This is a genomic window from Bradyrhizobium sp. ma5 (assembly GCF_042258955.1).
In the GTDB taxonomy this organism is placed as follows: domain Bacteria; phylum Pseudomonadota; class Alphaproteobacteria; order Rhizobiales; family Xanthobacteraceae; genus Bradyrhizobium.
Map to the genome: position 1 here is coordinate 5,729,894 of NZ_CP170156.1, position 16,286 is coordinate 5,746,179.

The window sequence follows — 16,286 nt, forward strand, 5'->3', positions numbered from 1 at the left end:
GAGTCCTGGGATGAACGACCCTCAAGTTGGATGGATCGCCGCAATCATCGTCGGTGGATTGGCCGGCTGGCTCGCCGAGATGTTCATGAAGACCGGAACCGGCATCTTCATGAATATCATCCTCGGCATCGTCGGCGCCGCGCTGGCGAACTGGCTGTTGGGTCTGCTCGGCGTATCGCTCGGCGGAGGATGGATCGGCTATCTCGTCGCCGGCTTCATCGGCGCAGTGATCATCATCTTTGCCTGGCGCGCGATCCGCGGCGCAACCTAGCGCTTGATCCGAAGGGATCGCGCCTCGCCACAAGACAATAGCGCGATGACGGGTTCATCGCGCTATTGAGACCTTGTTCGCTCGGCGTTGCAGCGCCTGATCCATCCGGATCAGGCAGCAGTGCCGTGCATGTAGTTCGGCAGCCAGTGCTCGAAGGCACGGGACAGGTTTTCGATGGTCACCGGCGGCTCGCCGGCGACCGCAATCGCCTCGCCGCCGGTGGTGCCGATGCGCACACAGGGCACGCCGGCGCCCTTCATCTTGGCCAGCACCAGGCCCGCGTCCGCCGCAGGCACGGTGACGATGTAGCGGGCCTGATCCTCGCCGTACCAATAGGCATGCGGCACGATCGAGGACGGCGCCGCCAGCAGCTGCGCGCCGATGCCGCTTGCGATCGCCATCTCGGCGAGCGCGATCAGGAGCCCGCCGTCGGACACGTCATGCACCGCACTCGCGGTGCCGGCGCGGATCATGCCGCGCACCACGTCGCCGTTGCGCTTCTCGGTAGCGAGATCGACCGGCGGCGGAGCGCCCTCCTCGCGGCCGCAGACATCGCGCAGGTAGACCGACTGGCCGAGCCAGCCTTGCGTGTCGCCGACCAGCAGGATCGCCTCGCCCGCCGCCTTGAACGCCAGGGTCGCCGACTTGGTGAAGTCGTCGAGCACGCCGACGCCGCCGATCGAGGGCGTCGGCAGGATGCCGCGGCCGTTGGTCTCGTTGTAGAGCGAGACGTTGCCGGACACGACCGGGAAGTCGAGCGCGCGGCAGGCTTCCGAGATGCCCTTCAGGCAGCCGACGAACTGGCCCATGATCTCGGGCCGCTCCGGATTGCCGAAGTTGAGATTGTCGGTGATCGCGAGCGGCCGGCCACCAACGGCGGTGATGTTGCGCCAGGCTTCCGCGACCGCCTGCTTGCCGCCCTCGAACGGATCGGCCTCGCAATAGCGCGGCGTGACGTCGACGGTGAGCGCAAGCCCTTTCGGGCCGTCCTCAACGCGGACCACCGCGGCATCGCCGCCGGGGCGTTGCATGGTATTGCCCAGGATGACGTGGTCGTACTGCTCCCAGACCCAGCGCTTCGAGCACAGTTCGGGCGTGCCGATCAGCTTGGTCAGCGCATCTGAGATGCCGAGCGGCGGCTTGACGTCCTGGCCGCGGATCACCGGCAGCGCGGTTGAGGCGACATGCGGACGGTCATAGACCGGCGCCTCGTCGCCGAGCTCCTTGATCGGCAGATCGGCCATCACGTCGCCGCCATGCTTGACGACGAAGCGCTTGCTCGGCGTGGTGTAGCCGACGATGGCGAAATCGAGCCCCCATTTGCGGAAGATCGCCTCGGCCTCTTTCTCCTTCTCGGGCTTGAGCACCATGAGCATGCGCTCCTGGCTCTCCGAGAGCATCATCTCGTAGGCGCTCATGCCGGTCTCGCGGGTCGGCACCGCATCGAGATCGAGGTCGACGCCGAGGTCGCCCTTGGCGCCCATCTCGACCGCCGAGCACGTCAGGCCAGCCGCGCCCATGTCCTGGATCGCGATCACGCAATCGGCTTCCATGATCTCGAGGCAGGCTTCCAAAAGCAGCTTCTCGGCGAAGGGATCGCCGACCTGCACGGTCGGGCGCTTCTCCTCGGAGGCGTCGTCGAATTCGGCCGAGGCCATCGAGGCGCCGTGAATGCCGTCGCGGCCGGTCTTGGAGCCGAGATAGACGATCGGCATGTTCACGCCGGAGGCCGCCGCGTAGAAGATCTTGTCGGCGTCGGCGAGGCCGACCGCCATCGCGTTGACCAGGATGTTGCCGTCATAGCGGGTGTGGAAGCGCACCTGGCCGCCGACCGTCGGCACGCCGAACGAATTGCCGTAGCCGCCGACACCCGCGACCACACCGGACACCAGATGCCGGGTCTTGGGGTGCTCGGGCGCGCCGAAGCTCAGCGCGTTCAGGCAGGCGATCGGGCGCGCGCCCATGGTGAAGACGTCGCGCAGGATGCCGCCGACGCCGGTGGTCGCGCCCTGGTAGGGCTCGATGTAGCTCGGGTGGTTGTGGCTCTCCATCTTGAAGACCACGGCCTGGCCGTCGCCGATATCGATCACGCCGGCATTCTCGCCGGGGCCCTGGATCACCCAAGGGGCCTTGGTGGGCAGCCCGCGCAGATGGATGCGCGACGACTTGTACGAGCAATGCTCGTTCCACATCGCCGAGAAGATGCCGAGCTCGGTGAAGGTCGGAACCCGCCCGATCAGCTTCAGGATGCGCTCGTACTCGTCCGGCTTCAGCCCGTGGGCGGCGACGAGTTCGGGGGTGATTGGAGGCTCGTTCTTGGGGTCGTTCTTGGGCGCGGTCATGGGACCCTTAATAGGTAGATCGAACGGGGGCGAAAAGGCCTTTTACGGCCCATTTCCGGCCTGTCCAGAGCTTTGCGGCGGTTGGACGCGGCCCGGGATTTGCAGCCTGGTTCTGTGCCTGGGATTTGCACAATGGGGATGGATCGGATTTAAGGTCCCGGACCCGATAATTGAAGGCCAGATTTCGTGAACGAGCTCGCCAAGACCGCACTCACTACGGCGTTCAACCGCCGCCCCGACCTGCACGTCGAAACCGAGGGCGAATTCGCCGGCTGGCGAACCTGGACCCGGGACAGTTTCGAGACCCATACCGGCCCCTTCTACCACCGCATGGACGAGAACGGTCGCATCGCCTGCGCGTTCCGGGTCGGCCCGAAGCACCTCAACGGCTCCGGCAACGTCCATGGCGGCTGCCTCATGACCTTCGCGGACTACTGCCTGTTCGCGCTCGCCTCCCCGGTGCTCCAGGGCCCCGGGGTCACGGTCTCGTTCGCCTCGGAATTCCTCGATGCGGCCCGCGAGGGTGACCTGATCGAATGCACCGGCGAGGTCACCCGCGCCGGCGGATCGCTGATCTTCGTGCGCGGCATGCTGACATCGGCCGAGCGGCCGCTGTTCAGCTTCTCCGGCACCATCAAGCGGACAAAGCGCAAGGCACCGGCGGAGAAGCCAGCGTAGCGCTCACGACCAGTTCGCGCAAAACGCGCAAGCTCCGTGAACACACGCCGTCATTCAACCGTTACATCAGCGCGGATTAAATCGAAAGCATGGTGCTAGCGCGTTGTGTTCACGCGCGTTCTTTGCGTGAAGCCATGCGAACGCCAGTTGTGACGCGACGACATGCTGTCGTTGCGTCGTCGCGCGCGCGTCACATGCGCGTCAGCCAAGCCCGGAATATTGCTGAACGGTTTCCGTTTGTGCGTTCGCGCAGCGAAGTTGGGGCATTCTCATGAAATTGAAGACGTTTGTTTCCGTCACGACGGCCATCTCGCTTGTCGCATCGCTGGCGTGCGTTGCAACGCCGGCGCGTGCCGGCCAGGACGGCGACAATGGCGATCGCGGCGTCGGCGAGTCCCGCGGTCACGATCAAGACCAGGATCAAGATCATGACGGCGGCCATCACGGCCGCAAGCCGCGCGTGGTGTTGATCTCGCTCGATGGTGCCAAGCCCGATTTCATCCAGAAATTCATCGAGGAAGGCGTGCTGCCGCGCGACGGTGGCCTCGCCCGGCTCAGCCGGCGCGGCGCAGTGGCGCTGCAGAACGTGACGGCGTCGCCATCGCTCACCGCAGTCTCGCATATCGCGATCGCGACCGGTTCGACGGCGGTCCATAACGACATCCCGTCCAACACCTTCCAGCCGATTGTTGGCCCGATCTCCAGCAGCATCAGCGGCTTCGCAGCGCCGATCGGCGGCTACAGCGAAAGCCCGCTCGGACCGTCGGCGCACCCGACGGCACAGCCGCTCTGGGTGCAGCTGCGCCAGCAGGGCAAGAAGGTCGTCACCGCGACGTGGCCCGGCGGCGACGGCGCCGACATCTCGATCAACAAGACCGTGGTGCAGCCGGCCCAACCCACCCGCGTGACCGACTTCACGGTGCCGTTCGGCGCGTTCGGCGGCATCGGTGCGCAGGGCTTCTCGCTGTCGCGCAGCGACTTCGCGACCGATCCGGGCATCGTCGCGGCGCTGCAGGCTGCCGGCCATTTCTCGTTCAGCCCGGTGCTGGTGACCTCGGCGCCGATCGAGACGTTCTCGTGTTCCGCGGCGGCGACCGCGACCTGCACCAACGCCTCGACGCTCGACGTCAAATATTCGATCCGCGTCGCCGCCATCGACACCACCAATGACCGCAAGGTGAACTACGACACGCTGGTGTTCTTCGATGCTATCAGAGGCATCACCGCAGGACCGTTCCACGCACCGTCGACCGGGCCGGCCTACGTCAAGTTCGGCGGCGAGAACGCGCCGTTCTTCTTCGAGGGCAGCGGGGCCAAGGTCGGCGCCGCCTACTTCGTCTCGACGCTGTCACCCGATCTTTCGACTGTGCGCTTCGCCCGTTACGGCGCCAACTTCATCCCGCGCAACACGCCTGTCCTCGCCGATGTCGACGACATCAACAACAACATCGGCTTTTGGCGTCCGCAGGCCGACTTCCGCATCCCGGAGCGCCTGAGCCCGGGCTTCACGAATTTCCCCGACGTCGAGATCGAGACGATGTTCGAGGACATGGTGAAGACCTTCGTGCGCTACCAGGCCAATATCGGCGAACGCGCGATCAAGACCCATCCGGACGCCGATCTCGTCATGGTCTATATCGAGCAGCCCGACGGCTCCGAGCACCAGTTCCTGCTGACCGATCCGCGCCAGGGCACCAGCCCGACCGACCCGAATTCGATCGGCGCCAATCAGGATCCCGCCAAAGTCAAGCGCTACGCGTCCTACATCCGCTTCGCCTACCAGACCGCAGACAGAGCGGTGAAGCAGATCGCCGATGCGGCGGGCCATGACAGCAATGTCGTCGTGGTGTCGGACCACGGCTTCGCGCCATTCCACACCTCGGTCAATCTCACCAACATCCTGCGCAACGCGGGCATCGACACCAGCAAGGTCGGGATCCGCACCTCGGGACCTGCCGCCGACATCTACGTCAACCTGCAGAACCGCGAGCTCGGCGGCACCGTCGATCTGGCGACCTACCGTAACCTGGTGGCGCAGATCACCGACGCGGTGAAGAACGCGGTCGATCCCAACGCGCGCTTCAACTATTCGCTTAAGGACCAGCACATCTTCACCGTCGTCGAAACCCGGCCGCTGCAATGCGACGCCGGAACTGGACAGTGCATCAGCAAGACCGTCGGCCAGGACTATGGCGACGTGTTCGCGCTGATGGCGCCCGGCTACAATTTCGACGGCATCCAGAACCCCGGCGTCGCGCGCCAGGGCGACGCGCCGTTCAATTCGGCAACCACCGCGCTGTCGATGCCGAACTTCTACGGCGCCCACGGTCACGATCCTGAGCTTCCAGTGATGAGCGCGACGTTCATCGCCGCGGGACCGCACATCCGAAGGGACACTGTGGTGCGGCGCATGCGCAATATCGACGTGGCGCCGACCGTCATGCGGCTCCTCGGCACCACACCGCACCAGGTCGATGGCGAGGTGCTGAGCGAGGTCCTGCGCTAGGATACTCGCGCAAATTTATTGCGGTGGACGTCAGACCGGCGTCCACCGCCTCGCCAATCAAAACCGGGAATCGTCACGCGCGCGGCGTGCCGAACCGCTCGATCACCTCGGCAAGCGAAACGTGACCGGCGCATGCGCCGGATCCCGGGCTGCTCTCGCCGCTCTCAAGCGCGGTGGCGTAGATCACGGCCGGATCGGCCTCCAGTCGCGCGCGAAGTGCGGCCAGTTTCGGCCAGCGACTGCGGTCGGCGACGGCGTGGAAATCGAGCCAGCGCGCAACACCGATCAGCAGACCATCCGCCAAAGTCGGATGGTCGCCGAGCAGGAACGGTGCATCGCCGATCAGTTGCTCGAGCCGGTCGTGGCGCTGCACGACATTGCCCTTCCCCCACTGCCGCAGCGCGGACTGCATCGCCGGGTTCGGTGTTTGCATCTCCAGCGCCGCCCACAGCGGACTGAACGCCGCGGTGAAGCCGGTGTTCGCGAAGGCCATCAGCTGATGCATCCGGTCGGCCTGCGGCGACAACGGGTCGAAGCTGATGCGACGCTCGGTATCGCGTGCCTCGAGCCAGCCTGCGATCGCCATGTTCTCGGTAAGCACCTTGCCGTGATCCGTGACGAAGGCCGGCGTCTCATGCCGCGGATTGATCCGCGCATAGGAGGGATCGCGCATCTCGCCGAGCATGTCGACGCGGCAAAGGCGATAGGGCTTGCGCAGCCATTCGAGAGCTGCAACGAGCCCCATGGAGCTTCCGAGCGGGAAGCCATAGATGAGGATAGGTTCCATGATGTGGTCTCCGGTGATGTCAGACGATCACGCTGCGCAGCGGAGCCGGACCCTATTCGCCACATCCGTGAAGTAAATTACGCACCTTTTTGTAACCACGAGCCGCCATGAAATCTCTCGTCTCCCGCTGCCCGATCGAGGAAGTGATGCGGATCCTGAGCGGCCGATGGCCGACGCTGCTGATCTATTATCTGAAGCAGGGCACCAAGCGCTTCAGCGACCTGCGCCGCGACAACCCGACCATCTCGCACAAGATGCTGACCCTGGAGCTGCGCAAGCTCGAGGACGCCGGCATCGTCGAGCGCACCGAATTCGAAGGCTATCCGCTGCGCGTCGAATACCAGCTCACGCCGGCCGGCCATCGGCTGGTGCCGCTGATCGACGCGCTGGGTGAATGGTGGGAAACGACGTCGGATGCCGGAGCACAGTCCAGCTCCGCGGATGCCGAGCCGGTCATTCCGAATACCGTCTCGCGGGATTGAACGGCACGAAGCGCCGTCAAACTTGCGCTGGCATCGGATACGCTCCCGAAGTATCAGTTTTGATGCGCGGCAGTGCGCGGGGAGCCAAACCAAGGTGCCGAAGAGCACAGCCAGAGCATGATCCGGAAAAGTGCGAAGCGGTTTTCCGAAAAGATCATGCTGAAACAAGGCGCGAAGACGGGCGGCGTGACGGCTCCCGCGATCACGCCGACTTCGACCACCACGCCCGGTGCGCGCGGCTGGCGCGACTATGCGCTGCTGCTGGCGCTTGCCTGCTGCTGGAGCTCGACCTATCCGCTGACCAAGATCGGGCTCGGCTCGATCCCGCCGGTCACCTTCATCTCGGCGCGCTCGCTGGTCGCCGCCCTCTTCCTGCTCGTGGTGCTGTGGATCCGCGGCATCCGCATCCCGACCGACATCAAGGCCTGGAAGCTGTTCGCCTTCCAGCAGACCATCAACTCGACGATCCCGTTCCTGGTGATCACCTGGGCCCAGCTCTATGTGCCGGCATCCAGCACGGTGGTGCTGGCCTCGACGACGCCGATCTTCGCCTTCCTGATCACGTGGGCGATCACGCGGCACGAGCCGGCCTCGCCGCTCAAGTTCGTCGGCGCGATCCTCGGCCTCGCCGGCACGGTCGCGATCATCGGCCTCGACGCGCTCTCCGGCTTCGGCAAGGAGATTGTCGCCGAGATCGCGATCCTGCTCGCCACCGTCTCGTTCGCCTGCGCCACGATCTTCGGGCTTCGTCTCTCCGACTATGATCCCATGGTGGTGGCCGCCGGCTCGCTGCTGTTCGGCGGCACCGTGCTGCTGCCGGTCGCCCTGATCGTCGACCACCCCTGGACGCTGCACCCGACGCCACAGGCGCTGGTCGCCACCGTCGTGATGGGCATATTCTCCAGCGCGTTCGGCCTGATGCTGTTCTACATGTGCCTGACGCGGCTCGGCACGCTCACGACGAATGCGCAAGGTTATCTGCGGATTCCGATCGGCGTCGCGCTGTCGGTGATCCTGCTCGGGGAATCCGTGCCGTCGAACCTCGCGCTCGGCCTCTTGCTGGTCATGGCCGGCGTCGCCGCGATGACAATCCCGGGCGAAGCCGTGAAGCGGTGGCTAGGCCGGTTGCGAGGATAGTCTTCCGGCTACTTCTTGTCGTCCGCGAGCAACGCGCGGTATTTCGCGACGTCGCGGGTCACGAGTTGCTGCAGCACTTCGGGTGCGAGCTCATCGGCGTCGGGCGCTACCGTCGACAACTCGACGAAGCGCTTCTTCACCGCCTCGCTCGCGACCGCGGTGCGCGCGGCGGCATTGAGCTTGGCGATGATGTCAGGCGGGGTGCCCTTCGGCGCGAACAGGCCGTTCCAGCCCTGCGCCTCGAACTCGGGCAGGCCTGCCTCGGCCGAGGTCGGCAAGTCCGGCAGCGAGGCGAGCCGCACGGTCGAGCCGACCACGACCGCCTTCACCAGCTTGTCGTCGATCGCCTGCGACACCGAAGCGGCCGCATCACAGACGCCGTCGATCTGGCTGCCGATCGCGTCCGTCAGCGCGAGCGCGGCGCCGCGATAGCCGACGAGCTGCACGTCGATCCCGGCGGCATGCACGAAGCTCTTGCAGATCAAATAGTTCGACGAGCCGACGCCGGCATGGCCGAGATTGACCTTGCCCGGATTCTTCCTGGCGTAGTCGATGAATTCCTTGAGGTCCTTGGCCGGAAAATCCTTCCGCAGCGCGACGATGCCGAAGGTCTTGGCGACCACGGCGATCGGCGCGAAGGAGTCGGGCGTGAACGACAGCTTCGGATAGATCGTGTAGGTCGCGGCGTTGGTGCCGGCGTTGCCGATCGCGATCGTGTAGCCGTCCGGCTCGGCGCGCGCGGCGCGGGTCAGCGCGGTCGAGCCGCCGGCGCCGCCGACATTCTCGATGATGATGGTCTGGCCGAGCGCCGTACCCATCTGGTCGGCCACTGCGCGGGCAATGACGTCCGAGGTGCCGCCGGCCGTGAACGGCACGATCATCGTGATCGGACGCTTCGGGAAGTCCAGCTTCGAGGTATCCTGGGCGTGCGCGGCCGTCGCAAGCAGCAGCAATGCAGCTGCCGCTGCGGCAAGGCACCTTCCAAACATGACGGTTAGGCCGCCTTTTCGTGATGCTGGACCAGACCCGCGAAAAGGCCGCGGCCGTCGGTGCAGCCCATGATCTCTTCGACGTGGTTTTCCGGATGCGGCATCATGCCGAGCACGTTGCCGCGCTCGTTGACGATGCCGGCGATCGAATGCGCGGCGCCGTTGAAGTTGGAAGCCTCATCGACCTCGCCCTCGGCCGAGCAGTAGCGGTACAGCACCCGCCCGTCGCCCTCGAGCCGCTTCAGCGTCTCCTCGTCCGCCTCGTAATTGCCCTCGCCATGCGCGACCGGCACGCGGATCACCTGGCCGGCATTGTAGCCGCGGGTGAACGGCGTGTCGGAGCGTTCGATTCGCATATGCACGTCGCGGCAGACGAATTTCAGCCCGGCATTGCGCATCAGCACGCCCGGCAACAGCCCGGACTCGCAGAGAATCTGAAAGCCGTTGCAGACGCCGAGCACCAGCCCGCCTTTGGCGGCGAAGTCACGCACCGCGTCCATCACGGGCGCACGGGCCGCGATCGCGCCGCAGCGCAGATAGTCGCCATAGGAGAAGCCGCCGGGCACCACGACGAGGTCGGTGCCCTTGGGCAGCGCGGTCTCGGCGTGCCAGACCATCGAGGTCTCATTGCCGGATGCAAGCTTGAGCGCGCGCGCCATGTCGCGTTCGCGGTTGATGCCGGGGAAGACGAGGACGGCTGATTTCATTGCATCACCTGGTTTTGGGTGCCAGCACGAGCTTAACTGCGGCGGCAAACTTCGCGTAATTGTCGTTGCTGGCCTTTTCGTCACGCGCCGAGCTGATCAGGCTGGCAGAGCCTTGTCCGGCAAGCAGCAAGCCGCTGACCTGATACTCGCTTGCGCCGTCGGCTGCCACGGTCAGGCGCCGTGCCTTGAACATGCGCGGCCCCGCGGTGCCCTTGTCGCCATCAACGCCGAGCAGCGTAATGCGCTGCCCCGGCGTCCGCTGCTCCAGCGCCTTGATGATCTGCTCCTGCCCCTCGCGGAACTGGTCGAGCGTCATCTGTTTTCCGCCGGTATAATACCGGTAGCTCACCTTGGAGCCTGCGCCGCAGGCCGATTGCGCGCAGCGGAACATATGCACATCGGAGCCGCGGCGCTCGTAGCTCCATCCGCTGACCGTGAATGGTGGCGCCTGCGTCGTCGCGGCAGGCGCTGCCGGCGCCGGTTGAGCCGAAGCCCCGCCGATTCCGGCTACCGTCAGCAAGCCGACCACGAGCGCTCGGACGAAGATTTGGTCTCTGCGAGCAGAGGTGGGAGCGGCTGTCATCATTTGGCTCGCTCGCTAGCTCAGAACCTCGACCCGGTAATTCTCGATCACGGTATTGGCCAGCAGCTTGTCGGCGGCGGCCTTCAGCGCCGCCTCCGCCTTGGCCTTGTCGGTCGCGGCGAGCTCGATGTCGAACACCTTGCCCTGGCGAACGCTGGCGACGCCGTCGACGCCGAGCGATTTCAGCGCGCCCTCGATCGCCTTGCCTTGCGGATCGAGGATGCCCGACTTCAATGTCACAGTTACACGTGCCTTCACGGTCGCCCCTTAAGCTTAGCTCTTCACCAGCACCGGGCCACTGCCGGCCGGCCGCTCGTTTTCGATCAGAATGCCGAGCCGCTTCGCGACCTCGGTGTAGGCCTCGAGCAAGCCACCCAGATCCCGGCGGAAACGGTCCTTGTCGAGCTTCTCGTTCGACTTGATGTCCCAGAGACGGCAGGAGTCCGGCGAGATTTCGTCGGCGACGATGATCCGCATCATCTCGTTCTCGAACAGCCGCCCGCACTCCATCTTGAAGTCGACGAGGCGGATGCCGATGCCGAGGAAGAGACCGGTCAGGAAGTCGTTGACGCGGATCGCCAGCGCCATGATGTCGTCGATTTCCTGCGGCGTGGCCCAGCCGAACGCTGTGATGTGCTCTTCCGACACCATGGGGTCGTTGAGCTGGTCGTTCTTGTAATAAAACTCGATGATCGAGCGCGGCAGCTGGGTGCCCTCCTCGATCCCGAGCCGCTGCGACAGCGAGCCGGCGGCGACGTTCCGCACCACCACCTCGAGCGGCACGATCTCGACCTCGCGAATCAGCTGCTCGCGCATGTTGAGGCGGCGGATGAAGTGGGTCGGCACCCCGATGTCGTTCAGGTGCTGAAACAGGTACTCCGAAATCCGGTTGTTGAGGACGCCCTTGCCCTCGATCACCTGGTGTTTCTTGGCGTTGAACGCGGTCGCGTCGTCCTTGAAGTGCTGGATCAGGGTTCCCGGCTCGGGGCCTTCGTAAAGCACCTTGGCCTTGCCTTCATAAATGCGGCGTCGACGGCTCATTGGGATGTACCGTGTTTTGTTGAAATCCATGGATTTGGGTGCTCCGGATGACTTGGGGTTACGACCCACGACGGAGCTGCCGCGGAGGCCTGGAACCTGGGCAATCCAACTGGAAACAGAACAAGAACCATGCCTGTTGGCAACCTATCCGATTGGCCCTTCCAGCACAATCGATAGTGCCCCATTCAGGGCACTTATACCGCCCTATCAAAAAGGCCCGATTCCGCCTGTTTGCCTGCGGCTTAACGGCTCGTTGTCTTGCCGATTCCTCCCACTTATCTAGGCAGGCATCGGGGCTGCCGCAACGAGCATCGGCCCGCCATTCAGCAGGGAAATGGAACTTCGGCATGAACGAATTCAACAAGCGCGAGGAAGGTTTCGAGAAGAAGTTCGCCCTCGACGAGGAGCTGAAGTTCAAGGCCGAAGCGCGCCGGAACAAGTTGCTCGGCCTGTGGGCGGCCGAGAAGCTCGGCATCACGGGCGATGCGGCCGGCGCCTATGCCAAGGAAGTGGTGGCCGCCGATTTCGAGGAAGCCGGCGACAATGACGTCCTGCACAAGGTTCTGAAGGACCTCACCGCCAAGGGCCAGGCCACGACCGAGCGCGACGTTCGCGCCAAGATGGACGAATTGCTGGCTGTGGCTGCGGCTCAGGTGAAGGCGGGGACGTAAAGGCGGGAACCTGAGTTCCCCGCCCACCCATTCCAGCACCTATTTCAACGTGATCTGCATGCTCATCGAGCCGTTCACGTTGAAACCTTCCTGCTGCTGACCGTATTGCCGGGCGACGTTGATGTTCACATTGATCGATTCGAGCCGGCAATCCCTGGCGATCACCTCGCGCAACAGGTCGCATTCGTGCGCCGCCATTTCGTAAACGGTGCGGCGAGCGCGGTCGCGCAGCTTCTGTGCCTCCTCGCTGTCACCGCTCGGCCCCGGCAGGAACAGGTTGATGTTACTCTGAGCGCGGACCATCCCTTCCTGGCGGATCGGAGCGGCTTGCTCGATCAGGGTGATGCGCCCGGCCGGAGTTTGAGGGAAAGCAGGAGCCGTCAGGAGCAGCAGGCTGATGGCCGTTGCGGACAGGCGTGTCATCGACGTCATGGCGGATCCTTGCACCGAGGGAACGTGACGCGTTTCTAACCACCTCTGGTTGCAACAAGACAAACCGCGGCGGGCAAAAACCCCGATGCCACTTCATCACCCGTTAACGGTGACGTTGTCGCGACGGACGGGGTGGCTTCGCGGCCGGCGCGGCCGATTCCACCTTGCTGAAATCAGTGCGGATGATGTCGAGCAGGCGGCGCGACGCGGCGCTGAGGAAGCCGCCATGCCGCGTCACCGCGACAACCTCGTGACTTGCGGTGAGATTGCCGACGCGGATCGTCGCGATCGACCCGGCGCGCAGCTCCTCCGCTGCGTTGCTGTGCGACAGCAGCGCGATCCCGAGCCCGGCCTCAACCAGCCGCTTCTGTGCCGTCAGGCTGTCGACCGGTGTCCAAGCGACCTCGCCGAGCCCGTGCGTCAGGAACAATGCGAACACATGCGATGCGGTGATTTCGCGCCGTCCCGGCACCTCGGGAAAGGCGATCCAGCGCTCGTCCCTGAGATCGGCGAGACGGCCGACACGGCGTCCCGCCAGCGGATGGTCCGGCGCGCAGACCACAACGAGCGGCTCGGCGAACAGCACCTCGCAATCGAGCTCGCCGGAGCGGTCGCGGTCGTAGCGCAGCCCGATCGTGGCCTCGCCGCGCCGGATCAGATCGCTGACCTCGGCACTGGTCGCGGTGCGCAATGTCAGCGCGACATCCGGATGCCGGCGGGCAAAGCGCTTCAGCACCTTGGAGAGCCGCTCGCCCGCAAGCGTGCCGGTCACCGCCAGCGCCACCGGACCGGAATTGTCGCGCAACAGCGCGCGCACCGCATTCTCGGCATCCTGCGCCGCCGCCACCGCGCGTTCGGCATAGGGCATCATCACCCGCCCCGCATCGCTCAGCCGCGTCTTGCCCGCGATCCGCTCGAACAGGGGCACACCGAGTTCCTGCTCGAGCAGCGCGATGCGCCGGGAGATCGCCGGCTGCGAGCGGTGCAGTGCCTTGGCGGCATTCGAGACGCCGCCGCGCCGGTGCACCACCAGGAACGTGTTGAGCGCGTCGCTGTCCATTCGCCAGGCCTCATGCAAAAAACTGATGATATCGAAAGAAATAACAAATTTGTCTGATGGCCGAAACCGCCCTATCGCTGCTTTCAGACGCTTTTTTCAACGCTCAGGAGTTCACATGCGCACCCAGGCAGACAAGGCGGCACGCTTTCGCGAGCTGCATCAGCGGCCCGGCGCCTTCATCATTCCGAACCCATGGGATGCCGGCACGGCGAAGCTGCTCGCGGCGATGGGCTTCGAGGCGCTTGCGACCACGAGCCTCGGGCTCGCCAACACACTCGGCCGCGCAACCGTCGGCCTCGACGAGATCATCGAGAACTGCCGGGCGATCGCTGATGCCACCGACCTGCCCGTCAATGCCGATCTGGAGAATTGCGGCGCCGACATGCCGAAGCTCGCAGCCGAAGCGATCCGGTTCGCCGCCGAAGCCGGCGCAGTGGGCGGCTCGATCGAGGATTCGACCGGCGATCGCGAGCGTCCGATCTACGACTTCACGCTGGCGGTCGAGCGGGTGCAGGCCGCCGTCGAGGCGGCACGGGCGCTGCCCTTCCCGTTCACGCTGACGGCGCGCGCGGAGAACTTCCTCTGGGGTCGCAAGGATCTCGACGACACGATCAGGCGGCTGCAGGCGTTCGAGGCCGCCGGCGCCGACGTGCTATATTCGCCGGGCCTCCACGACATCGACACCATCAGGACCGTGGTGTCGTCGGTCAAGAAGCCGTTCAACCTCGTGATGGGCTTCGCCGATCCGACCTTGACGGTCGAGCAACTGTCCGCCGCCGGCGTCAAGCGCATCAGCGTCGGCGGCGCGATGGAGCGTCACGCGCTGGCCGCGTTCCTGCGCTGTGCCCGCGAGATGAAGGATCAGGGCGCGTTCAGCTTCGTCCGCGACATGGCGCCGGTGAAGGAGGTGCGCGAGGCGTTTGCTGCCGCGAAGGGCAAGTAGCGCGTCGGACGTCCTGTCCCGCGCCAGGGAATGCCGGCGCCGCCCCGGGACTTGCCTGAGGCGGCGTATCCACTGATCTGGTATGGTAGCGCGAACACCGCAAGTCCGGCCAAGGCACTACCAGACCCGACGATTCATGACAGGTCGCGACTTGCAGGCAGCCTCAGGCAATGCCAAGAGAGCGGGATCATGTCCCAGGATCACATTTCCAACGTTCTTGCTGAACGTTATGCCTCACCCGCCATGCGCGCCATCTGGAGTGGCGAGGGCAAGGTTCGCCTCGAACGCGACTACTGGATCGCCGTGCTGAAGGGCCAGCGCGATCTCGGGATTCCGGTTCCGGACGGCGTGATCGAAAGCTACGAGCGCGTCAAGGACCAGATCAACCTGGCCTCCATCATGCAGCGCGAGCGCGTCACCCGCCACGACGTCAAGGCGCGCATCGAGGAGTTCTGCGATCTGGCCGGTCACGAGCACCTGCACAAGGGCATGACCAGCCGCGACCTCACCGAAAACGTCGAACAGCTGCAGGTCTACCGCGCGTTGCAGCTGGTCGAGACCAAGAGCATCGCCGCGCTGATTCGGTTTGCGAAGCGCGCGCAGCAATTACGTGACATCCCGTTCACCGCGCGCACCCACAACGTCGCTGCGCAGGTCACGACGCTCGGCAAGCGCATCGCCATGTCAGGCGAAGAGATGCTGCTGGCGCATCAGAGCCTGGTCAACGTGCTGCAAACCTACCCCGCGCGCGGCCTGAAGGGCGCAGTCGGCACGCGTCTCGACCAGATCACCTTGTTCAATGGCGATGCCGGCAAGGCGCGCGCGCTCGAGGAGCGCATCCTCGTTCACCTCGGCTTGCCGAAAGCGCTCGACGCCGTCGGCCAAGTGTATCCGCGCAGCCTCGACTTCCGTGCGGTCAGCGTGCTCACCGAGCTCGCCAGCGGTCCCGGCAACTTCGCCAAGACCATCCGCCTGATGGCGGGCCACGAACTCGCCAGTGAAGGTTTTGCCAAGGGCCAGGTCGGGTCCTCGGCCATGCCGCACAAGATGAACAGCCGCTCCTGCGAGCGCATCAATGGCCTGCATGTGATCCTGAAGGGCTATCTCGCCATGGCCTCCGGGCTCGCCGGCGATCAGTGGAACGAAGGCGACGTCTCCTGCTCGGTCGTCCGCCGCGTCATGCTGCCGGATGCCTTCCTCGCCATGGATGGCTTGCTCGAAACCCTGCTCACCGTGCTCGATCAGATGGAGGTGTTCGAAGCCGTCGTCGCGACCGAGCTCAACCGCTATCTGCCCTTCCTGCTGACCACCACGGTGATGATGGAAGCGGTCAAGAAGGGCGCCGGCCGCGAAGGCGCCCACGAGGCGATCAAGGAGCACGCCGTGGCCGCCATCGGCGACCTGCGCACCGGCAAGATCGTGCAGAACGATCTGCTGCAGCGTCTCGCCGCCGACCAACGGCTCGGCTTGAGCGAAAGCGAATTGCAGCTCGTGCTCGCGCAAGGTCGCGCCAACTCCGGCGACGCCGGCGCCCAGGTCGATTATTTCGCCGAGCAAGTCGACGCGCTCGCCCGGGCCAAGCCCGAAGCGGCGAGCTACGCGCCGGGTACGATCCTGTGAGGTCATTCGCCATCGGCGAGTAACGATTCCATTCGCT

17 protein-coding genes are annotated in these 16,286 nt (G+C 65.1%); 8 read left to right on the plus strand and 9 right to left on the minus strand.

Features of this window, described 5'->3' with window-relative positions; translation table 11 throughout:
• Positions 1 to 10 precede the first annotated feature (10 nt).
• Entirely contained in the window at positions 11 to 271 is a 261-nt protein-coding gene (locus tag ACE103_RS26850) for a GlsB/YeaQ/YmgE family stress response membrane protein (protein WP_223976144.1), read from the plus strand.
• 110 nt (positions 272 to 381) lie between these two features.
• Here the strand turns inward: ACE103_RS26850 and purL are convergent, their stop codons facing one another.
• Positions 382 to 2,613: a phosphoribosylformylglycinamidine synthase subunit PurL gene (gene purL / locus ACE103_RS26855; RefSeq protein ID WP_375775522.1), complete on the minus strand. Its 2,232-nt coding sequence runs from the start codon at positions 2,611 to 2,613 to the stop codon at positions 382 to 384.
• Positions 2,614 to 2,799: 186 nt separating this feature from the next.
• Between purL and ACE103_RS26860 the strand changes: the two genes are divergently transcribed.
• Positions 2,800 to 3,291 (plus strand): PaaI family thioesterase, encoded by a 492-nt coding sequence (locus ACE103_RS26860; protein ID WP_375775523.1) that lies wholly within the window; start codon positions 2,800 to 2,802, stop codon positions 3,289 to 3,291.
• Positions 3,292 to 3,562: 271 nt separating this feature from the next.
• Complete coding sequence (locus ACE103_RS26865) at positions 3,563 to 5,797, plus strand: alkaline phosphatase family protein (RefSeq protein WP_375775524.1); 2,235 nt, start codon at positions 3,563 to 3,565, stop codon at positions 5,795 to 5,797.
• Positions 5,798 to 5,870: 73 nt separating this feature from the next.
• Here the strand turns inward: ACE103_RS26865 and ACE103_RS26870 are convergent, their stop codons facing one another.
• Positions 5,871 to 6,584 (minus strand): glutathione S-transferase family protein, encoded by a 714-nt coding sequence (locus ACE103_RS26870; RefSeq protein ID WP_375775525.1) that lies wholly within the window; start codon positions 6,582 to 6,584, stop codon positions 5,871 to 5,873.
• A 107-nt stretch (positions 6,585 to 6,691) separates the two neighbouring features.
• Between ACE103_RS26870 and ACE103_RS26875 the strand changes: the two genes are divergently transcribed.
• Together ACE103_RS26875 and ACE103_RS26880 are read left to right on the plus strand one after the other, a co-directional pair.
• Positions 6,692 to 7,066, plus strand: a complete 375-nt coding sequence (locus tag ACE103_RS26875) for a helix-turn-helix domain-containing protein (protein WP_223976130.1) — start codon at positions 6,692 to 6,694, stop codon at positions 7,064 to 7,066.
• Positions 7,067 to 7,222: 156 nt separating this feature from the next.
• Positions 7,223 to 8,203, plus strand: a complete 981-nt coding sequence (locus tag ACE103_RS26880) for a DMT family transporter (protein WP_375775526.1) — start codon at positions 7,223 to 7,225, stop codon at positions 8,201 to 8,203.
• Positions 8,204 to 8,211: 8 nt separating this feature from the next.
• On the opposite strand, the gene ACE103_RS26885 is transcribed toward ACE103_RS26880, so the two are convergent.
• The 5 genes from ACE103_RS26885 to purC form a co-directional block, all read right to left on the minus strand.
• Positions 8,212 to 9,192 carry a tripartite tricarboxylate transporter substrate-binding protein gene (locus ACE103_RS26885; protein ID WP_375775527.1) on the minus strand — a complete coding sequence of 327 codons (981 nt, stop codon included), beginning with the start codon at positions 9,190 to 9,192 and terminating at the stop codon, positions 8,212 to 8,214.
• Positions 9,193 to 9,197: 5 nt separating this feature from the next.
• On the minus strand, positions 9,198 to 9,899 hold the full coding sequence (purQ, locus tag ACE103_RS26890; protein ID WP_375775528.1) for a phosphoribosylformylglycinamidine synthase subunit PurQ: 702 nt from the start codon (positions 9,897 to 9,899) through the stop codon (positions 9,198 to 9,200).
• A gap of 4 nt (positions 9,900 to 9,903) precedes the next feature.
• Positions 9,904 to 10,215, minus strand: coding sequence for a hypothetical protein (locus tag ACE103_RS26895; RefSeq protein WP_375775529.1), 312 nt, complete (start codon positions 10,213 to 10,215; stop codon positions 9,904 to 9,906).
• A gap of 282 nt (positions 10,216 to 10,497) precedes the next feature.
• Positions 10,498 to 10,740, minus strand: coding sequence for a phosphoribosylformylglycinamidine synthase subunit PurS (gene purS, locus ACE103_RS26900; RefSeq protein ID WP_029083848.1), 243 nt, complete (start codon positions 10,738 to 10,740; stop codon positions 10,498 to 10,500).
• A gap of 15 nt (positions 10,741 to 10,755) precedes the next feature.
• A complete protein-coding gene (gene purC, locus ACE103_RS26905; RefSeq protein ID WP_016843454.1) occupies positions 10,756 to 11,523 on the minus strand; it encodes a phosphoribosylaminoimidazolesuccinocarboxamide synthase in 768 nt (255 codons plus the stop codon).
• 347 nt (positions 11,524 to 11,870) lie between these two features.
• Between purC and ACE103_RS26910 the strand changes: the two genes are divergently transcribed.
• Positions 11,871 to 12,194: a DUF1476 domain-containing protein gene (locus tag ACE103_RS26910; protein ID WP_375775530.1), complete on the plus strand. Its 324-nt coding sequence runs from the start codon at positions 11,871 to 11,873 to the stop codon at positions 12,192 to 12,194.
• A 39-nt stretch (positions 12,195 to 12,233) separates the two neighbouring features.
• Here ACE103_RS26910 and ACE103_RS26915 read toward each other — a convergent pair whose 3' ends face one another.
• Both ACE103_RS26915 and ACE103_RS26920 read right to left on the minus strand, forming a co-directional pair.
• Positions 12,234 to 12,626, minus strand: coding sequence for a hypothetical protein (locus ACE103_RS26915; protein ID WP_375775531.1), 393 nt, complete (start codon positions 12,624 to 12,626; stop codon positions 12,234 to 12,236).
• A 103-nt stretch (positions 12,627 to 12,729) separates the two neighbouring features.
• Positions 12,730 to 13,686, minus strand: a complete 957-nt coding sequence (locus ACE103_RS26920) for a LysR family transcriptional regulator (RefSeq protein ID WP_375775532.1) — start codon at positions 13,684 to 13,686, stop codon at positions 12,730 to 12,732.
• 115 nt (positions 13,687 to 13,801) lie between these two features.
• Between ACE103_RS26920 and ACE103_RS26925 the strand changes: the two genes are divergently transcribed.
• Both ACE103_RS26925 and purB read left to right on the plus strand, forming a co-directional pair.
• On the plus strand, positions 13,802 to 14,629 hold the full coding sequence (locus ACE103_RS26925) for an oxaloacetate decarboxylase (RefSeq protein ID WP_375775533.1): 828 nt from the start codon (positions 13,802 to 13,804) through the stop codon (positions 14,627 to 14,629).
• 186 nt (positions 14,630 to 14,815) lie between these two features.
• The gene (purB, locus tag ACE103_RS26930; RefSeq protein ID WP_374708089.1) at positions 14,816 to 16,249 is read left to right on the plus strand and encodes an adenylosuccinate lyase; all 1,434 of its coding nucleotides are present in this window, start codon (positions 14,816 to 14,818) and stop codon (positions 16,247 to 16,249) included.
• Positions 16,250 to 16,286 lie beyond the last annotated feature (37 nt).

Excerpts from the sequence above, each read along its gene's own strand:
- ACE103_RS26850 (WP_223976144.1), top strand. The coding sequence starts at position 11 with ATGAACGACCCTCAAGTTGGATGGATCGCCGCAATCATCGTCGGTGGA.
- purL (WP_375775522.1), bottom strand. The coding sequence starts at position 2,613 with ATGACCGCGCCCAAGAACGACCCCAAGAACGAGCCTCCAATCACCCCC.
- ACE103_RS26865 (WP_375775524.1), top strand. The coding sequence starts at position 3,563 with ATGAAATTGAAGACGTTTGTTTCCGTCACGACGGCCATCTCGCTTGTC.
- ACE103_RS26870 (WP_375775525.1), bottom strand. The coding sequence starts at position 6,584 with ATGGAACCTATCCTCATCTATGGCTTCCCGCTCGGAAGCTCCATGGGG.
- ACE103_RS26875 (WP_223976130.1), top strand. The coding sequence starts at position 6,692 with ATGAAATCTCTCGTCTCCCGCTGCCCGATCGAGGAAGTGATGCGGATC.
- ACE103_RS26880 (WP_375775526.1), top strand. The coding sequence starts at position 7,223 with ATGCTGAAACAAGGCGCGAAGACGGGCGGCGTGACGGCTCCCGCGATC.
- ACE103_RS26885 (WP_375775527.1), bottom strand. The coding sequence starts at position 9,192 with ATGTTTGGAAGGTGCCTTGCCGCAGCGGCAGCTGCATTGCTGCTGCTT.
- purQ (WP_375775528.1), bottom strand. The coding sequence starts at position 9,899 with ATGAAATCAGCCGTCCTCGTCTTCCCCGGCATCAACCGCGAACGCGAC.
- ACE103_RS26895 (WP_375775529.1), bottom strand. The coding sequence starts at position 10,215 with ATGACGCTCGACCAGTTCCGCGAGGGGCAGGAGCAGATCATCAAGGCG.
- purC (WP_016843454.1), bottom strand. The coding sequence starts at position 11,523 with ATGAGCCGTCGACGCCGCATTTATGAAGGCAAGGCCAAGGTGCTTTAC.
- ACE103_RS26910 (WP_375775530.1), top strand. The coding sequence starts at position 11,871 with ATGAACGAATTCAACAAGCGCGAGGAAGGTTTCGAGAAGAAGTTCGCC.
- ACE103_RS26915 (WP_375775531.1), bottom strand. The coding sequence starts at position 12,626 with ATGACGTCGATGACACGCCTGTCCGCAACGGCCATCAGCCTGCTGCTC.
- ACE103_RS26920 (WP_375775532.1), bottom strand. The coding sequence starts at position 13,686 with ATGGACAGCGACGCGCTCAACACGTTCCTGGTGGTGCACCGGCGCGGC.
- ACE103_RS26925 (WP_375775533.1), top strand. The coding sequence starts at position 13,802 with ATGCGCACCCAGGCAGACAAGGCGGCACGCTTTCGCGAGCTGCATCAG.